General features: G+C 33.2%; 16 protein-coding genes. 12 read left to right on the top strand and 4 right to left on the bottom strand.

Annotated elements, in window-relative coordinates:
* Positions 1-515: 515 nt before the first annotated feature.
* On the bottom strand, positions 516-3017 hold the full coding sequence (locus EAH81_RS13980; protein ID WP_140508071.1) for a DUF5686 and carboxypeptidase-like regulatory domain-containing protein: 2502 nt from the start codon (positions 3015-3017) through the stop codon (positions 516-518).
* A gap of 71 nt (positions 3018-3088) precedes the next feature.
* On the bottom strand, positions 3089-4066 hold the full coding sequence (locus EAH81_RS13985; protein ID WP_140508074.1) for a pyruvate dehydrogenase complex E1 component subunit beta: 978 nt from the start codon (positions 4064-4066) through the stop codon (positions 3089-3091).
* 491 nt (positions 4067-4557) lie between these two features.
* Between EAH81_RS13985 and EAH81_RS13990 the strand changes: the two genes are divergently transcribed.
* The 4 genes from EAH81_RS13990 (at position 4558) to EAH81_RS14005 (ending at position 8146) form a co-directional block, all read left to right on the top strand.
* A complete protein-coding gene (locus tag EAH81_RS13990) occupies positions 4558-5304 on the top strand; it encodes an electron transfer flavoprotein subunit beta/FixA family protein (RefSeq protein WP_140508076.1) in 747 nt (248 codons plus the stop codon).
* A gap of 147 nt (positions 5305-5451) precedes the next feature.
* A complete protein-coding gene (locus tag EAH81_RS13995) occupies positions 5452-6420 on the top strand; it encodes an electron transfer flavoprotein subunit alpha/FixB family protein (RefSeq protein WP_140508078.1) in 969 nt (322 codons plus the stop codon).
* Positions 6421-6586: 166 nt separating this feature from the next.
* Positions 6587-7210, top strand: coding sequence for a bifunctional nuclease family protein (locus EAH81_RS14000; protein ID WP_140508081.1), 624 nt, complete (start codon positions 6587-6589; stop codon positions 7208-7210).
* An 84-nt stretch (positions 7211-7294) separates the two neighbouring features.
* Positions 7295-8146, top strand: coding sequence for a thymidylate synthase (locus EAH81_RS14005; protein ID WP_140508083.1), 852 nt, complete (start codon positions 7295-7297; stop codon positions 8144-8146).
* Positions 8147-8195: 49 nt separating this feature from the next.
* On the opposite strand, the gene EAH81_RS14010 is transcribed toward EAH81_RS14005, so the two are convergent.
* On the bottom strand, positions 8196-8492 hold the full coding sequence (locus EAH81_RS14010; protein ID WP_140508086.1) for an isoamylase early set domain-containing protein: 297 nt from the start codon (positions 8490-8492) through the stop codon (positions 8196-8198).
* Positions 8493-8729: 237 nt separating this feature from the next.
* Between EAH81_RS14010 and EAH81_RS14015 the strand changes: the two genes are divergently transcribed.
* From EAH81_RS14015 to EAH81_RS14030, 4 genes are all read left to right on the top strand, one after another.
* Complete coding sequence (locus tag EAH81_RS14015) at positions 8730-9080, top strand: 2TM domain-containing protein (RefSeq protein WP_140508088.1); 351 nt, start codon at positions 8730-8732, stop codon at positions 9078-9080.
* Positions 9081-9092: 12 nt separating this feature from the next.
* Positions 9093-9575, top strand: a complete 483-nt coding sequence (locus EAH81_RS14020; protein ID WP_140508090.1) for a dihydrofolate reductase — start codon at positions 9093-9095, stop codon at positions 9573-9575.
* 580 nt (positions 9576-10155) lie between these two features.
* On the top strand, positions 10156-10887 hold the full coding sequence (gene ubiE, locus EAH81_RS14025; RefSeq protein WP_140508093.1) for a bifunctional demethylmenaquinone methyltransferase/2-methoxy-6-polyprenyl-1,4-benzoquinol methylase UbiE: 732 nt from the start codon (positions 10156-10158) through the stop codon (positions 10885-10887).
* A gap of 1 nt (position 10888) precedes the next feature.
* Positions 10889-11611, top strand: a complete 723-nt coding sequence (locus EAH81_RS14030) for a porin family protein (protein ID WP_140508095.1) — start codon at positions 10889-10891, stop codon at positions 11609-11611.
* A gap of 9 nt (positions 11612-11620) precedes the next feature.
* Here the strand turns inward: EAH81_RS14030 and EAH81_RS14035 are convergent, their stop codons facing one another.
* Positions 11621-12349, bottom strand: coding sequence for a TrmH family RNA methyltransferase (locus tag EAH81_RS14035; RefSeq protein WP_140508097.1), 729 nt, complete (start codon positions 12347-12349; stop codon positions 11621-11623).
* A gap of 37 nt (positions 12350-12386) precedes the next feature.
* Here EAH81_RS14035 and EAH81_RS14040 point away from each other — a divergent pair, with 37 nt between their 5' ends.
* From EAH81_RS14040 to EAH81_RS14055, 4 genes are all read left to right on the top strand, one after another.
* Complete coding sequence (locus tag EAH81_RS14040) at positions 12387-14942, top strand: BamA/TamA family outer membrane protein (RefSeq protein WP_140508099.1); 2556 nt, start codon at positions 12387-12389, stop codon at positions 14940-14942.
* 60 nt (positions 14943-15002) lie between these two features.
* A complete protein-coding gene (fbaA, locus tag EAH81_RS14045) occupies positions 15003-16070 on the top strand; it encodes a class II fructose-bisphosphate aldolase (RefSeq protein ID WP_140508101.1) in 1068 nt (355 codons plus the stop codon).
* Between the two features lie 115 nt (positions 16071-16185).
* On the top strand, positions 16186-17040 hold the full coding sequence (gene accD, locus EAH81_RS14050; RefSeq protein ID WP_140508104.1) for an acetyl-CoA carboxylase, carboxyltransferase subunit beta: 855 nt from the start codon (positions 16186-16188) through the stop codon (positions 17038-17040).
* Positions 17041-17771: 731 nt separating this feature from the next.
* On the top strand, positions 17772-18170 hold the full coding sequence (locus EAH81_RS14055; protein ID WP_140508106.1) for a helix-turn-helix domain-containing protein: 399 nt from the start codon (positions 17772-17774) through the stop codon (positions 18168-18170).
* The last annotated feature ends 203 nt before the right edge of the window (positions 18171-18373 follow it).

Genomic DNA, 18373 nt, shown 5'->3' on the forward strand with positions numbered 1-18373 from the left:
TGTTTTTTTTTAGCCCCGATTACTTCACTTAATTTTCATTTTAATCGGAGTTCAGTGAACTTCGTTTGCAGTGGAAATCCTTTTGTTTTTTTCTTTAAAAAATAAAAGATTGGAACGGATAGCGGGAATAGCTTCTAAAATTAAATAAAAAATCTCGCAAAGTCGCAGAGGCGCAAAGTTTTGTTTTCACGCAGATTTTGCAGATTAAGCAGATTTTTTTCTTCAAACTGTATTAAAAAAATCTGCATTAATCTGCTTAAATCTGTGAAATCTGCGTGAAATTATACAGTGCTAAAAAAAGAGACGCCAAGTCGTAAAGTTTTTTTGCACGCAGATTTTGCAGATTTAAGCAGATTTTTTCTTTAAATGAAACTATAGAATCTGCGTATATCAGCTTAAATCTGCAAAATCTGCGTGAAATAATCCAAAGTATCTTTTACTATAAACAAAAACGCCAAGCTGCAAGAAATAAAACTTAGCGACTTGGCGTCTTTGTGACAATAACTTTTAACTTATTAGAAATAGAACCCAAAAGATCCTTTTACTGCAAATTTATTAGCTCCCGGATCGTTTAGATAACTTCCTCTCCAGGAGAAATCGATACGGAATACTTTGAAAATATTTCCGATTCCGGCGTTGTATTCCCAATATACATTTTCGGGTGCATTATAGGGCTGATCTGAAGCATTTATAGCTCTGTTGGCATTAGAAATGGTTCCGTAAACTCCTTTTACCCCAACAAATTCTCTCCAGTTTAGTTTTCTCATAAATGGAATTCTGGCGAATAATCTTCCTCCAAAATCATGATTCCATTGCAAAGTAGTGTACTGATCTGTTATGAATTCGTAGAAATTCAAGTTGCTGAATGTATTTTCAATAGTAAAGTAAGTCTGATTTCCGGGAATTACACTCATTAATCCTAACGGAATTGTTCCAAAGGTTTTACCGGTTTCCAAAATTATATTTGATCTTCCTAACGGTCCAATAATAATAGGCTGTTTGTAAAAGATCTGTATTTTTTCGTAAGCGAAATCACTGTTCAAAACCCCTTTTAAACCATAACTAAAGTTAACAAAGAAATGACTGAAAGGACTGTCTACGAGACTTCTCTCTACTCCAAAACCAATAGTTTTACGATTTGGCATATACTCAAACTGAATATTTGCTTCTGATTGTTTTACTGCACTTGCAACAACACCGGCAGGATTTGCTGCTGTTGGTAAAGTGGTATAATAATCTAAACTAAAAGTTGGTGAAGCCGATTCTAATGTTCGATAGGAAACCCCTGCCTGAACTACGAAGTTCTTTTTAACTTCCATTTCAACAGAAACATTACTCAAATTAATATTGGTTAATTTTCCGTTACTTCCCGTTGTAAACAATGCCGAAGAAGCAAAACTTCGTCCTAAAATATCGTTTGTTGTGGTTAAACTGGCACCTATTTGTTCTATATCGCGCCTGTTTCCTCCGGAGATAATAACTCGATTTTTCTTATCGACCATCCATTTTCCGGAAACTCCATATTTGAATTTATTATCGTCAAAACCATAAGCGGTATATGCCTGAATACGCCAAGGATCATTTGGTCCAAAATAGGTTCTTCCTCCTGCACGTATTCGCAAACCTTCGACTTCGTTATAACCAAATGTTGAAAAAATTGGTCCGAAATCAAAGTTTTTAAACTCGACGTACCCACTTCCTAATATAGAGACGAGGCTATAAAGCTGCTTGAATCTTTTGACGGTTTGCAATGTATCCAGCATTTTATAAATACCGGCTTCATCTTTATTTAATTTTTCAAAACGATTTTCCTCCCAAAATTCAGGCGGTCGATCATAAACAGCGTTGTCTATATAATTGACTTCTTCTTTATAAAATTTCTCAGGCTTTTGAATATTGAATTGGTGATTTCGAAATAAAGTGGTTCTTTTTCCGTAAACTCCTTTTGATTTTTCTTTTTTATTTAAAGCAAAATCAGACATCATATAATCACGGGTTAATAGAAAGACAGAATCATTTTGTACTTCAAATTCCTGCTCGATATAAATATCTTTTACCCAGTTAATATTGGCACTTTTAGTAACACCCATATTAATTTTCTTGATCGCAAAAGTGGTGTCATTCACCCAAAAATCTCCTTTAAAGGTTAATTCATTTTTACGTCTTGGATAAAATACAATATTGTAACACCATTTTTTATCAATATATGCACTGTCTTTCAGCACATAGTTATAGACATCAATTCCCGTTTTTGAAAGTGGGCTTGTAAAACTTTTATCAAAAAACTTAAGATGATTGTCGTAAATATTATAGTCTGAATAAAGATCTTTTACGAATGATAAAATCTGTTGATTTCCATTGAAACCTGACATTTTATTTCCCGTTATGTTCTCTTTTACTTTCTTTAATTTATTATCTCCATAAACATCATAAACGGATTCATTGATGAAAATTGGTAAATATGTTTTTCCTGTAACATCTGATGTATCAACATGCGCAAAAACAAATTCCATTCCTTTGAAGAGTTTATTCTTCATAAAAGCACTATCGATCGTGTTCATATCAAACTCGACTTTCTCGTACTTTTGCATCTGATATTGATTGAATTGGTACAAACCGTTTTTACGTTTTCGTTCCCAAATTTTTCTCAGGATATCCAATGCCGGATTATTCTTTTTAGAAGTTTTTCCGGTATAAATTACCACTTCATTAAGTACTTCGGCTTCGCTTAAAACAATTTTAAAATCATAATTTACAGCTTTCTCCAAAGGCACTTCTCTATCTGAAAATCCTGCAGAAGTGACTAATAAAGCGGTATAGGTAACTGGTGATTCCAGATAAAACCGACCATCTTCATTAGAAACTATTCCTGTATTTGATCCTTTAAAAACAACATTTGCAAAAGGAACTGGCTGATTCGATTTATCCAAAACAATTCCACTCACTTTCGTTTGTGCAGTAGCAATATTTGCAAGCGCAAATACAAAAAATAGGCTGAGTAAAATTATTCTTTTCATTGTCTGGGCAAAAAAAAAACTTCATCAATTAACTATGAATGATGAAGTTTTGTGAGTATTTTAAATGTGTATTATTTGTATAATACTTTTTTAACTGCTTTTACTACATCACCTGCATTTGGTAACCAGTCTTTTAATAATACTGGAGAATAAGGTGCAGGAGTATCTGCTGTTGTAATACGTTGAATTGGTGCATCAAGGAAATCAAAAGCTTGTTCCTGAACGATATAGGTAATTTCAGATGAAACACTTGCAAATGGCCAGGCTTCTTCTAAGATTACTAAACGGTTTGTCTTTTTAACAGACTTAAGAATGGTATCTTTATCCATTGGACGAACTGTTCTTAAATCGATAATTTCACATGAAATTCCTTCTTTAGCTAATTCATCAGCAGCGATAAAAGCTTCTTTAATGATTTTACCAAAAGAAACGATAGTTACATCTGTTCCTTCACGTTTAATATCAGCAACTCCTATTGGAATTGTATATTCTCCGTCCGGCACTTCACCTTTATCACCATACATTTGCTCAGATTCCATAAAAATTACAGGATCATTATCACGAATTGCAGATTTTAAAAGTCCTTTTGCATCATAAGGAGTTGAAGGCACAATAACTTTAAGACCCGGAGTGTTAGCAAACCAGTTTTCTAAAGCCTGTGAGTGAGTAGCTCCTAATTGTCCTGCAGAAGCAGTTGGTCCACGAAAAACGATAGGCACATTAAATTGTCCGCCTGTCATTTGACGCATTTTAGCAGCATTATTTATAATTTGATCAATACCTACTAAACAGAAGTTGAATGTCATATACTCAACAATAGGACGACAACCATTCATAGCTGATCCTACTGCAATTCCTGTAAAACCAAGCTCAGCAATTGGAGTATCAATTACTCTTTTTTCGCCAAACTCAGCAAGCATTCCTTTTGAAGCTTTGTAAGCTCCATTATATTCTGCAACTTCTTCGCCCATTAAATATATGGATTCATCGTGACGCATTTCTTCGCTCATCGCTTCACAAATGGCCTCTCTAAATTGTATTGTTCTCATATTTATATTGTATGTTGAATTTTCTGAAGAGCAAAAATAAATATTTTAAATAACTTAAAAGCATAAATTGGATTTAAAATCACATGAACTTCCTCCCGCCTTACGGTTTTAACTTTTTAAAAATTATTACACTATTTACGAAATCGATGTAAATGTTATTGTTTCCTTCCTAAAACATTTTTCAGACAAACTCAAACCAATTTGTTTAATTCTGACTTTTCAAAAATCTTTCTTTAAAACGTAACGATTTAAAAAGTAGTATAAATTCACCCAAAGTTTAACACTTGTTCAAGGTCACCACTTTGCAAAATTACTAACAATCAACAGAATTGAATGCATTATCTCTTTTCAATCACAATAAAACTACTTCTAAATTTCAGAATCTGCGAAAACGTAATAGTTTTTAAAAAATATTATGCACGCATAGTATATTATTCCGATTTTAATTTCTAAATTTGTAAAAGAATATTATAAATATAAAATATATACTTATGAAAATATTAGTTTGCATCAGCCATGTGCCTGATACTACTTCAAAAATTAACTTCTCCAATGGTGATTCAGAATTCGATACCAATGGTGTACAATATGTAATTAATCCTAATGACGAGTTTGGTTTGACACGTGCAATTTGGTTTCAGGAACAACAAGGTGCTACTGTAACTGTAGTAAACGTTGGAGGTCCTGATACAGAACCAACTTTACGTAAAGCACTTGCCATTGGTGCAAACGAAGCTATCCGCGTAAATGCAAACCCAACTGACGGTTTTTTTGTTGCAAAACAACTTGCCGAAGTAATTAAAAATGGTGGTTACGACTTAGTAATTGCCGGAAAAGAATCTTTAGATTATAATGGTGGAATGGTTCCCGGAATGATCGCTGGAATTTTAGGTTCTAACTTTTTAAACTCTTGTACATCTGTAACCGTTGACGGAAACAATGTAAAAGCTGTTCGTGAAATTGATGGTGGAAAAGAAACTGTTAGCACTACTTTACCATTAATCATTGGTGGGCAAAAAGGTCTTGTTGAAGAAAAAGATCTTCGTATCCCGAACATGAGAGGAATCATGACTGCAAGAACAAAAGCACTTACTATTCTTGAGCCAGTTGACGCTCCTGTAAATACAAAAGCAGTGAAATTTGAAAAACCAGCTCCAAAATCAGCAGTGAAATTAGTTTCTCCTGATAATTTAGATGAGTTAATCAATTTATTACACAACGAAGCTAAGGTGATTTAAGATTGTAGAGTTTAGATTTTAGATTGCTGAATGCAATACGAAAATCTACAATTCAACATTTGATTCACTTCAAAATCTAAAATCAATAATCATTTTAAATTTCAATTTTAAAAATCTGAAATCTAAAATCTAAAATCTAAAATTATTATGTCAATATTAATATATGCAGAATCTGCAGAAGGAAAATTTAAAAAAGTTGCTTTTGAATTAGCTTCTTACGCTAAAAAAGTAGCTGAAACACTAGGAACTACCGTTACGGCTTTGACCGTAAACATCAGTGATGTTAGTGAGTTATCTAAATACGGAGTTGATAAAGTATTAAAAGTAACAAATGATAAATTAGCAGGTTTTACAGCAAAGGCTTACGCCGACGTTATTAAACAAGCTGCTGAAAAAGAAGGAACAAAAGTAGTTTTACTTTCTTCTACTACAGACAGTATTTATCTTTCATCATTAGTTGCAGTGGCTTTAAATGCTGGTTTTGCTTCAAATGTTGTTGGATTACCTCTTAGCACTTCTCCTTTTCAGGTAAAAAGAAATGCTTTCTCAAACAAAGCTTTCAATATTACTGAAATTAGTACAGATGTAAAAGTTCTTGGCTTGGCTAAAAACTCTTACGGAATCTTCGAAAGTACAGGATCCGCAACTACAGAAGACTTTAACCCAACTATTGGAGACAATGACTTTGGCGTAAAAGTAGAATCTGTAGAAAAAGTGAGCGGAAAAGTATCTATTGCTGATGCTGATATTGTAGTTTCTGGCGGACGTGGATTGAAAGGTCCGGAAAACTGGGGAATGATCGAAGAGTTAGCTTCTGTATTAGGCGCTGCAACTGCTTGTTCTAAACCTGTTTCTGATTTAGGATGGAGACCTCACAGTGAGCACGTTGGACAAACAGGAAAACCTGTTGCTACAAACTTATACATTGCAATCGGAATTTCTGGTGCTATTCAGCATATTGCCGGTATCAACTCTTCAAAAGTAAAAGTAGTTATCAATAATGATCCGGAAGCTCCTTTCTTTAAAGTTGCTGATTATGGTGTTGTTGGAGACGCGTTTGAAATTGTACCTAAATTAATTGAGAAATTAAAAGCTTTCAAAGCTCAACATTCTTAATTTAGAAATTCTCTATAAAAATATAGCTGCCTAAAAATAAGATAATCGTATCTTTGCTTTAGGTGGCTTTTTTGTTCCATATTTTTTGATTAAAATTGCACCTTTATTTTTCAATCAAAAAAAGTATTAAAATGAGGCATTAATTGCCCCTTTTTTACCCACATATATGAGTCTAGTAAAATTATCCATAAAAGGAATTTCATACAGTCAAACTCAAAATGGCGCTTATGCCTTAATTTTGAATGAAGTTGATGGCGAAAGAAAATTACCTATAGTCATTGGCGCTTTTGAAGCACAATCAATTGCTATTGCCTTAGAAAAAGAAATTAAACCTCCTCGCCCGTTAACACACGATTTGTTCAAGAACTTTGCAGAAAGGTTTGATATTGTCGTAAAACAAGTGATTATTCACAAACTTGTTGACGGTGTTTTTTACTCCAGTTTAATCTGCGAGAGAGATAAAATCGAAGAAATTATCGATGCCAGAACTTCTGATGCTATTGCATTGGCATTACGTTTCAACGCTCCAATTTTTACTTATAAAAACATTCTTGACAAAGCCGGAATTTATCTAAAATCAAATACTGCAGATGCCGATCAGGGGGCTCAGGAAATTGATGATGTGCTTTCTAATCCTGATACTTTTGGACATGAAGAAGAAACCAATCAATCAGGAGATGTTTATGCCAAGCATAGTTTACAGGAACTAAATGAACTTTTAGACCAGGCTGTTTCTCAGGAAGATTATGAAAAAGCGGCTAAAATTAGAGACGAAATTTCGAAAAGATAAATTTAATGGTTAATCGCTAAACCGTTTATTCGTTCAATCGATTAAACAAATTCACGATTAAACAATTAAACGAATAAACCAACAATGAAACAATACTTAGATTTAGTACAACATGTTTTAGAAAACGGTTGTCAAAAAGGAGATAGAACAGGGACGGGAACCAAAAGTGTTTTTGGTTACCAGATGCGTTTTGATTTAAGTGAAGGTTTTCCAATGGTTACCACCAAAAAATTACACTTAAAATCTATTATTTACGAATTGCTTTGGTTTTTAAAAGGCGATACTAATATTAAATATCTTCAGGAAAACGGAGTGAAAATCTGGGATGCCTGGGCAGATTCTAATGGAGATCTTGGTCCCGTTTACGGACATCAATGGAGAAATTGGAATAGCGAAGAAATTGATCAGATTTCTGAATTAATTACCGAACTAAAAACAAACCCTAACAGCCGCAGAATGTTGGTTTCTGCATGGAATCCATCAGTTTTACCGGATACAAAAAAATCATTTGAAGAAAACGTAGCAAACAATAAGGCAGCATTGCCTCCTTGTCACGCTTTTTTTCAATTTTATGTTACGAGTCCCGACATTGAAAAAGGCGAAACAAAAGGCAAATTATCTTGCCAATTGTACCAACGAAGTGCTGATATATTTTTAGGAGTTCCTTTTAATATTGCTTCGTATGCATTACTAACCATGATGATTGCTCAAGTTTGCGATTTAGAATATGGTGAGTTTATTCACACTTTTGGAGACGCGCATATTTACAACAATCATTTTGAACAATTAGAATTGCAATTAACCCGTGAGCCAAAACCATTACCTAAAATGATTTTGAATCCCGAGATTAAAAACATTTTTGATTTTGATTATAATGACTTTACACTTTTAGATTACGAACCGCATGCGGGAATAAAGGGAAGTGTTGCTGTATAAATTATAAAAAAATCTGCTTAAATTTTAAGCGGATTTTTTTATATCTTTTTCAGACTACCAAAACACTATTCTCACTTCCGGCAAAATCATTCCATTTATAAGAATCCGCCTCAGGATCATTAATGTAACTTCCGTCAATTACGTATTTAAACTCGTAAATTGCATCTTTCACTAAGTCATAAGTAGCTTTAAAAGTTCCGTTTTTTAACTTGCTTAAAGTTCCTTCTTCAACATTCCAGTTGTTAAAATCTCCAACAACTGCTGCCGAACTTGCGTCTTTAGCATCTATTGAAAATGTAACTTTTACTACCGGTTTCGTTTTAATAAATTGTTTCTTTAAAGACATAACTATTTAGTTTTTAGATTCATACACTAAATTAAACAAATCAAACGAACTTTTGATACCTTCACAACCGATTTGCGATAATATCAAAAACGTACTATTTTTTAAATCATATCAATAATTTAAACCTTGATAAATTTTACATTCCGAATTCGTAACTCATTTTAAAACAAATAATCTGCATTCAAAATATTGTCTTTTCAAAATAAATTTTAACTTTATAATCTCATTTTACATCACATGGAAAAAGAAGTACACGAACAATACGAATATGCCAGAAGAAGACTTAGGCAAAAGAAGGTGCTTTATTTTCATTTTGTGCTTTTTCTACTAGGAGGTTTATTTTTATTTATCGCCAACAGATTTTTTGGCTTTGGCGCAAGTAGCACTACCAATCAAAATTGGTGCATTTGGGCCATAACAATATGGTTTTTTGTCTTTATTCTACACTTTATAAAAGTTTACATTACAGACAGATTTATGAATAAAAAATGGGAAAGAGAGCAAATTGACAGACTTGTTGCTTTACAGCAAAAAAGAATCAGTCAATTAGAATCCAGAATAAATGAGGATACGGAAAATAAAATTTAGTTTTAGCAGATCATGATTATAATGATAGCGGCTGTTGCCGAAAATAATGCCCTTGGAAAAAACAATGAATTGGTTTGGCACTTACCAAATGATTTTAAAAGATTCAAATCACTTACGACCAATCATCACATTATTATGGGAAGAAAAACTTTTGAAAGTTTTCCAAAACCATTACCAAATCGAGTTCACGTAATAATTACACGTCAAACAAATTATCATCCGGAAGGCTGTATTGTTGTCGATAGTATCGAAAAAGCAATTGCCGCATGTCCTGAAAACGAAGATTCATATATTATTGGCGGAGGTGAGATTTATAATCTGGGATTACCTTATGCTGATATTATAGAAATAACAAAAGTACATCACACTTTTGAAGCAGATACTTTTTTTCCTAAAATTAACGAAAGCGAATGGCAGCTTGTAGAAACTGAAGAAAACTTTAAAGATGAGAAACATCTTTATGATTATACTTACGAAACTTACATCCGGAAATAAAAAAACACCCTCTTTTGAAGGATGTTTTTTAAAAACGATTGATTTCTAGATTTGACTCGCTCAAGAAATTAGTTTTGGCAAAATTACAAGCATTCATAAAGAACACCTGAACAAACTGAATAACATTACTGTTAAAATTGAGAACAAATCTCAAAGAGCCTTTAATAACAAATACCACTAAGATATTAAAGGCAAGAAAATTAAAATTTCCAAAAACAAATTTAATCCTAAGAACGTATTTCGCACTTTTAAAAGAGTATTGGCCCCAAGAACAATACTTTCAAAACTACTTTCAAGAACAAATGAACTGCCAGTGCAAAAAAAGCATTCATTTGATTTGAGTCATTTTATAACTACCAATCATTAAATTTTTATCATTTTTACTTTAGCAAATGTGGCCATTAAATACATGTCCCACAATACCCACTTTAGGTGATTTTTTCAAAATACCCACTTTTGGTGATGCCGAAATAAGTTTATGATTAAGAATGAAAAATCGTTCTTAAAAACATTTGATTTACAAATAAAAAAACTCAATTACAGTTAACCTAGATTGTTTATATTTGCCTAAATAAAAAAAATGTCTGAAAAAATAACTCCATATAAAGACTCTTCTTTAGGCAAGAAAGAGCAGGTTGCCCAAATGTTTGACAACATTTCTGGGAACTACGACAATTTGAATCGCGTAATTTCATTTGGAATCGATGTTAAATGGCGTAAAAAAGTATTAAAAATAGTTTCGGATACAAAACCAAAAATCATTCTTGATATTGCAACAGGAACTGGTGACTTAGCCATTTTGATGTCGCAAACTAATGCCGAAAAAATAATTGGCCTGGATATCTCAGCAGGAATGCTTGAAGTGGGAAAAAAGAAAGTGGAAGAAAAAAAACTATCCAATGTTATTGATTTAGTTTTAGGAGATTCTGAAAACATACCTTTTGAAGACAATTATTTTGACGCTATAACTGTTGGTTTTGGGGTTCGAAATTTTGAAAATCTGGAAAAAGGTTTTTCTGAAATCTTAAGAGTTTTAAAACCAAATGGCGTTTTTGTAATTCTGGAAACATCTGTACCGGATAAAACACCATACAAGCAAGGATATACTTTTTACAGTAAAAACATACTTCCAATTATAGGAAAACTGTTTTCTAAAGACAATTCTGCTTACGGTTATTTATCTGAATCTGCTGCTGCTTTTCCTTATGGAGAAAAGTTAAACAATATTTTGAGAAAAATTGGGTTTATAGATGTTGTAGCTTTACCTCAAACTTTTGGTGTTGCAACCATTTATTCTGCGTCTAAAAAATAGTATGAAAAAAACTGTAATCTTAATTTTATTAGTCTTATTATCCTCAAAAGGATATTCGCAATTTGCTAAAAGCATGTTTAGTAAAGACCCTATTATTAACCTTGAAAACTGGCAAAAACAACGCCTGTATTTTGGTTATTATTTAGGATTCAACAGCTTCGATTTTAAAATTGATTATAAAATTCCGGTACCGGATGACATTCAGGTCAAAAAAACTACTGGATTCAATGTTGGTGTTGTCGCTGACTTAAGATTGCAGGAATATATCAATTTGCGATTTGAACCGGGTTTGTATTACACAAAACGTGATTTATATTATCCGCATACACCTGGTGTCACGGAATCTTTTTATATGAGAGAAGTAAATAGTACTTACATCCATTTTCCTTTATTATTGAAATTTTCTTCTTTAAGAACCGGAAACATTCGCCCTTACTTAGTTGGCGGATTGTCGAGTACATTAAACTTATCAAGCAACGCAAAATCCAAAGATGATAATTTTGAAGGTAAATTCAGAGTAAAACAATGGACCGCTGCTTATGAACTAGGTTTTGGAATTGACTTTTTCTCTGAATACTTTATTTTCTCTCCTTCTATCAGAGGTATGTTTGGTATTACTGATGAATTAATTCGTGATAATCCCGCAAACGGACCAAGCCCTTGGACAGGAAATATTGATTCTATGAAATCGCGAGCAATTTTAATTAATTTTACTTTTCATTAAAACAAAAACCTAACTATTTCGTTTAAACTCACTAAGAATAATTGCCGTTGCGGTAGCCACATTTAAACTTTCAGTTTTTTGCAGGTCACCAAATCTCGGAATTGTGAGTCGGCTTGTAACTATATTTTCAATCTCTGCTGAAATACCATTGGCTTCGTTGCCCATAACAATAATTCCGTTTTGAGGTAAATTTGATTGATAAATATTTTCCCCGTCCATAAATGTCCCAAAAACCGGCAAATTCGTTTGATTGATAAAAGTTTTGAGATCGACATAATTTACGTTTACTCTGGCAATTGAACCCATTGTAGCTTGCACAACTTTAGGATTGTAGATATCAACAGTTTCTTTCGAACAAACAATTTGTTTGATTCCAAACCAATCGCAAAGGCGTAAAATCGTGCCTAAATTTCCAGGATCACGAATATCGTCTAAAGCCACGATCAAACCTGAATCGATTACTTTGTTTTCGGCAGGAATTTTGAAGACTGCTAAGCAAGAATTTGGAGTTGTCAGGGCACTTATTTTTTTAAGTTCCTGCTCATTTATAAGTGTGCGTTTTGAAGGCTGAACTGCTTCAAAATCATTTAGAGTGGTGTATAAATGCTCTAATTCAAAATTGGATTGCAACAATTCTTGAATTACTTTTACTCCTTCGGCAAAAAATAATTGATTTGCAAAACGTTGCTTTTTTTGATGTAAACTTGAGATAAGCTTTATTTGGTTTTTACTAACCATAAAATAATGTACTTTTGAATTAAATATTTAAGAACACTTGAAAAAGAATTCCACAAAAATAATAGCATTTATCCTAATTGCAATATTTATTTGCGCTTGTAATGCCGTAAAAAGAGTTCCCAATGGAAAAAATCTTCTTGTGAAAAACAATATTGTTGTAAACGGAAAGAATACAAATGATGAAATTGCCGCAAATCAAATGTATCAAAAACCAAACGGTACATTATTGGGTTTTAAATTACGTCTTAATTTATACAATTTAGCCAACTTAAATCCAGACTCCACTTATCAGGCAAAATTCAAAAATCATCCAGGACTTTACGAACGTCAATCTAAAATATTATCAGCAAAACAAGTAGATCGTCTGGGACAATCATTTCTTTACAAAGGTATTCATGAATTCTTAAAAAGTACTGGTGAACCTCCTGTTATCATTGACACAGCAAAAACAAAAAAATCATTGTTGCGCCTGAAATTTTATTATTTCAATAACGGTTTTTTTAATGTTTCTACCGATTATACTATAGATAGTGTTGCACGAAAAAAAGCCAAAATAAATTACAATATTACTACTGGCCCTGCTTACATTCTGGATACAATCAAAACCAATATAATGACTCCGGCATTAGACTCATTATACAAAACCAATCCGGAAGCACCTCTTATAAAATCAGGAAATCAATATAAAACTTCTGATTTTGAAGATGAAAAAAATCGTGTAACTACTTATTTTAGAAATCACGGTGCTTATTATTTTCAACCCACTTATGTTACTTTTGACATTGACACTATTGGCAAAAAAAATAAAGCCGATGTAACTTTAATTGTCAACAACAATAATATTCAGGAAAGGGATTCAAGCAGAACGGAACCTTTTAAATTGTATAAGATTAGCGATGTAAACATTTATACGGATTACTCAGCTGCAAATGCCAAAAAGAAAATTACGGATAGTACAACGTACAACAATTTCAATTTATACAGTTACAAAAAACTAAAATACAAACCGCGCGCTATTACAGATGCTGTTTTTATCAATAAAGGAAGTACTTTCTCTGACACGAGAACGACTCTTTCGTCAAGATATTTAAATAACCTGAAAATCTTCAATTATCCTTCGATTCAATATGAAGTTGACAAACGCGATTCAACGGCACAATCCTTAATTGCGAATGTTTATCTGACACCAAGAAAAAAATACAGCTTTGGTGCCACTTTTGACGTGACGCACTCTAATATTCAGGATTTTGGTATTGGAGCGAGTATTTCTGAAACTATTCGAAACGTATTCAACAGAGCCGAAACGCTGGAGATTTCTACACGTTTAAACCTTGGTTCATCAAAAGATATGGCGAATCCAAATAATAATTTCTTCAATGTATCTGAATATGGTGTTGATTTAAAACTGAACTTTCCAAGAATCCTGATGCCTTTTGGAACGGAGAAAATTATTCCGAAAAGGATGATTCCGTCAACGAGTGTTTCTGCAGGTTTTTCGAAGCAAAGGAACATTGGTTTAGATAAAGAAAATTTCACAGGAGGAATTGCCTACAATTGGTCTCCAAAAAGAAACAATACCGCAAAACTTGAATTGCTTAATGCGCAGTTTGTGCGAAACTTAAATCCGAATAACTATTTCAATGTTTATACTTCTTCTTATAATGAATTAAATGGTATTGCCAATCAATATAACACCGTTCCAGAAAACGTTGATGACAACGGAAATCTAACTATTCCTGATGGAGCAAATAAATTCACCAGACAAGTACTAACTGATCAGACTGTATTGAGACCTGGAGATCCTGACTATAAAAATGTAGAAAGCATTGAAGAAAGAAGAGTTCGTCTGACCGAAAATGATTTTATTCTGGCGACAAGCTACACGTTTACAAAAACTACTAAAAAAGACCTTGCTGATAATACTTTTTATCAATTTAAAACCAAAATAGAATCTGCAGGTACTTTATTAACTGCTATTTCTAATATTGCAAACTTACCTAAGAATGCAAATGGCAACTACGAAATATTCAACTTGGCTTATTCAGAATATATAAAAACAGAATTCGATTATATTAAACACTGGGATTTTGGAAAAGAAAAAGTACTGGCCGTAAGAAGCTTTTTTGGTATAGCGATTCCATTTGGAAACTCCAATTACATTCCGTTTTCGCGAAGTTATTATGCCGGAGGCTCAAATGATAACCGTGCATGGCAACCCTATGCTTTAGGTCCGGGAAGTACAAATGCTGTAAATGACTTTAACGAGGCAAATATGAAGATTGCAATGAGTGCTGAACTTCGCTTTAAAATTCTTGGCGATGTTAAAGGCGCCATCTTTGCAGACGCCGGAAATATCTGGAATGTGCTCGATAATGTGGTTGATGAGAAAGCAAAATTCGACAACTTAAACGATTTAGCTGAAATTGCTTTGGGAACAGGATTCGGTTTACGATACGATTTAAGCTTTTTTGTTATTCGTTTAGATTTGGGCTTTAAGACTTATAATCCAGCACATGACAAAGGAGATCGTTGGTTTAAAGAATACAATTTTGGGCACTCTGTTTTAAATTTTGGAATAAATTATCCTTTCTAATGCTAATTAATTCTTATTTTTGCAACCTAAAAACTAAAAACAACTATAAAAAAATTTACAATGGCACACAATATTAAACCGGGAGTAGCTACAGGAGATCAAGTTCAGGAGATTTTTAATTATGCGAAAGAAAAAGGATTTGCATTACCTGCAGTAAACGTTACCGGGTCAAGCACAATCAATGGAGTTCTTGAGACTGCAGCAAAACTTAATGCGCCAGTTATCATTCAATTTTCAAACGGAGGAGCACAATTTAACGCTGGAAAAGGATTATCAAATGCAGGCGAAAAATCAGCAATCGCTGGTGGAATCGCTGGAGCAAAACATATTCATGCATTAGCAGAAGCTTACGGAGCTACTGTAATTTTACATACTGACCACTGTGCAAAAAAATTATTACCTTGGATTGATGGTTTATTAGATGCTTCTGAAAAACATTTTGCAGAAACAGGAAAACCATTATTCAGTTCTCATATGATCGATTTGTCTGAGGAGCCAATCGAAGAAAACATCGAGATCTGTAAAGAATACTTGGCTAGAATGAGCAAAATGGGAATGACATTAGAAATCGAGCTTGGTATTACAGGTGGTGAAGAAGATGGTGTTGACAACTCTGATGTTGATAGCTCAAAATTATATACTCAACCAGAAGAAGTAGCTTATGCTTATGAGGAATTATCTAAAGTAAGTCCTAAATTTACAATTGCAGCTGCTTTTGGAAACGTTCACGGTGTTTACAAACCAGGAAACGTAAAATTAACTCCAAAAATCTTAAAAAACTCTCAGGATTTCGTTCAAAACAAATTCAAAACTGGTCATAACCCGGTAGATTTCGTTTTCCACGGAGGTTCAGGTTCTACACTTGAAGAAATCAGAGAAGGAATTAGCTACGGAGTTATCAAAATGAACATTGATACAGATTTACAATTTGCATACACAGAAGGAATTCGTGATTATATGGTTAAAAACATTGACTATTTAAAATCTCAAATTGGTAACCCAGAAGGTGCTGATGTTCCTAACAAAAAATATTATGACCCAAGAAGATGGGTACGTGAAAGCGAAGTGACATTCAATACAAGACTTGAGCAAGCTTTTGCAGACTTGAATAACGTAAATACACTATAAAAAGTATTCAGTTTTAAGTTTTAAGTATTCAGTGCTCAAATGCTGAATACTTAAAAACTGATTATTATAAAGCGGATTACTGAACACGGATTACTGAACACTGAATACTAGACAAATGGCTTGGTTTAAAAGACACGAAAAAGGGATTACGACTGCTACTGAAGATAAGATGGACGTTCCGAAAGGATTGTGGTACAAATCTCCTACTGGAAAAATTATTGACGCTGACGAATTAGCCAGAAACTTATTTGTTAGTCCTGAAGATGATTTTCACGTTCGAATTGGAAGCGCAACCTATTTTGAAATTTTGTTCGACAACAACGAATTTGTTGAATTAGATAAAAACATGACATCGAAAGATCCTTTGCATTTTGTTGATACAAAAAAATATGCAGAAAGATTGAAAGATGTAATGGAGAAAACTCACCTTAAAGACGCTGTGCGTACCGGAGTGGGAAAATCTAAAGGAAAAGAACTTGTAATTTGCTGTATGGATTTTGCCTTTATTGGTGGATCAATGGGAGCGGTTGTTGGAGAAAAAATTGCCAGAGGTATTAATCACGCGATCAAAAACAAATTGCCTTTTGTAATGATCTCTAAATCTGGTGGAGCTCGTATGATGGAAGCAGCTTATTCGTTAATGCAATTAGCTAAAACATCTGTAAAATTAGCTCAGTTAGCTGAAGCTAAATTACCATACATTTCGCTTTGTACTGATCCAACTACCGGAGGAACAACTGCATCATATGCAATGTTAGGAGATATTAATATTTCTGAGCCAGGAGCTTTGATTGGTTTTGCTGGTCCTCGTGTTGTTCGTGACACAACCGGTAAAGATTTACCGGAAGGTTTCCAGACTGCTGAGTTCTTATTAGAGCACGGTTTCCTTGACTTTATCACGCCTAGAAAAGAATTGAAAGATAAGATCAACTTATATATCGATTTGATTCAAAATAATACACTTAGATAGTTTTAAACTTCTAAACATATAAAATCCCATTCGCTTCGGCTGATGGGATTTTTTTATTCTATAAACATGTCGTTCCTAAGGAACTTCTGAATATGCGTATTTTCAATCTCATTAGAATAATCCTGAAACTTCAGTCGCAAAGCTTTTGTCAGGAATAACAAAACAAGCAATGGTTTTTTTTTAGCAGTTCCATAGGAACAAAATATATTGTAGAGATGGATTTCAATCCATCATTCGCAACGAAAATCCAATCTTTGTCGAGCTTCTCGCGAAGATTTCTCCTTCGTCGAAATGACAATATTGTGTTTAAACTTTGCTCCCGAAACCTAATGTCATTAAATTAAGTTTTTAGATACTTAGACTAAAAAAAATCGCGCAAAGTCGCAAATACGCAAAGAAAATGTATGTAAACTTGGCGGCTTTGCGACTTTGCGCGAGATTTATGCGGCAAAGTCCCGATCCCGAAACTTCAGGACAGGATAGATTCTCCCTTAACTTAAGGACATTGAAACGTTGCTATAAATATTCCATTCCTATGGAATTTTTCTCAACTTGCGATTTCAATCTCAACTGATTAATACTTGTCTGAAAAATTGTATTTTTGTTTGATATCCAAAACGCAAATAATAGTTTTGTACCCAAGCAAACTATTAGAAAATGTATAAAACATAAATTCACCTGTTTTTTACTAAAACCGATTTTTTTTAAAGCATTATAAATATCTTTGAACTATGAGCGCAGCAACAAAACCAAATCATATAGGACGAAAAATTAGCCGTATTCGTGAACTGAAAGACATGAAGCAAGAAGCTTTGGCTCAAGCTTTAGGAACAAATCAACAGGCAATTTCGGCTATTGAAAACAGCGAAACAATAGATGATGGAAAACTTGCCGATATCGCAAAAGCTCTTGGAGTAAGTGTTGAAGCAATTAAAAACTTTACTGATGAAAATATGATAAGTTATTTCAATAATTTTTATGACAATAGTTGCAGTGGGGCAAATGGAATGTTTCATTCAAATCAATGCAATTTCAATCCCTTGGATAAAGTAATCGAACTTTACGAACGTATGCTTCAGGCAGAAAAAGAAAAAGTTGAGTTTTTGGAAAAATTATTAAAAGAAAAATAAGATTTTCAAAAACATATTGAGTTCAATAAAAAATCCGAAGAAATATTTCTTCGGATTTTTTGTTATCCTAAATAACGAATATATGTCGTTCCTACGGAACTTGTTAACACGGGGATTCTATCTCCCAACGGAATAAATTCCGTTGCTACCAATCACTAATTCCTACGGAATATTTTTTTTACTTTGAGATTTCAACCTTAATT

Source organism: Flavobacterium pectinovorum, from assembly GCF_006438875.1.
Lineage (GTDB): Bacteria > Bacteroidota > Bacteroidia > Flavobacteriales > Flavobacteriaceae > Flavobacterium > Flavobacterium pectinovorum_A.

Excerpts from the sequence above, each read along its gene's own strand:
- EAH81_RS13980 (WP_140508071.1), bottom strand. The coding sequence starts at position 3,017 with ATGAAAAGAATAATTTTACTCAGCCTATTTTTTGTATTTGCGCTTGCA.
- EAH81_RS13985 (WP_140508074.1), bottom strand. The coding sequence starts at position 4,066 with ATGAGAACAATACAATTTAGAGAGGCCATTTGTGAAGCGATGAGCGAA.
- EAH81_RS13990 (WP_140508076.1), top strand. The coding sequence starts at position 4,558 with ATGAAAATATTAGTTTGCATCAGCCATGTGCCTGATACTACTTCAAAA.
- EAH81_RS13995 (WP_140508078.1), top strand. The coding sequence starts at position 5,452 with ATGTCAATATTAATATATGCAGAATCTGCAGAAGGAAAATTTAAAAAA.
- EAH81_RS14000 (WP_140508081.1), top strand. The coding sequence starts at position 6,587 with ATGAGTCTAGTAAAATTATCCATAAAAGGAATTTCATACAGTCAAACT.
- EAH81_RS14005 (WP_140508083.1), top strand. The coding sequence starts at position 7,295 with ATGAAACAATACTTAGATTTAGTACAACATGTTTTAGAAAACGGTTGT.
- EAH81_RS14010 (WP_140508086.1), bottom strand. The coding sequence starts at position 8,492 with ATGTCTTTAAAGAAACAATTTATTAAAACGAAACCGGTAGTAAAAGTT.
- EAH81_RS14015 (WP_140508088.1), top strand. The coding sequence starts at position 8,730 with ATGGAAAAAGAAGTACACGAACAATACGAATATGCCAGAAGAAGACTT.
- EAH81_RS14020 (WP_140508090.1), top strand. The coding sequence starts at position 9,093 with ATGATTATAATGATAGCGGCTGTTGCCGAAAATAATGCCCTTGGAAAA.
- ubiE (WP_140508093.1), top strand. The coding sequence starts at position 10,156 with ATGTCTGAAAAAATAACTCCATATAAAGACTCTTCTTTAGGCAAGAAA.
- EAH81_RS14030 (WP_140508095.1), top strand. The coding sequence starts at position 10,889 with ATGAAAAAAACTGTAATCTTAATTTTATTAGTCTTATTATCCTCAAAA.
- EAH81_RS14035 (WP_140508097.1), bottom strand. The coding sequence starts at position 12,349 with ATGGTTAGTAAAAACCAAATAAAGCTTATCTCAAGTTTACATCAAAAA.
- fbaA (WP_140508101.1), top strand. The coding sequence starts at position 15,003 with ATGGCACACAATATTAAACCGGGAGTAGCTACAGGAGATCAAGTTCAG.
- accD (WP_140508104.1), top strand. The coding sequence starts at position 16,186 with ATGGCTTGGTTTAAAAGACACGAAAAAGGGATTACGACTGCTACTGAA.
- EAH81_RS14055 (WP_140508106.1), top strand. The coding sequence starts at position 17,772 with ATGAGCGCAGCAACAAAACCAAATCATATAGGACGAAAAATTAGCCGT.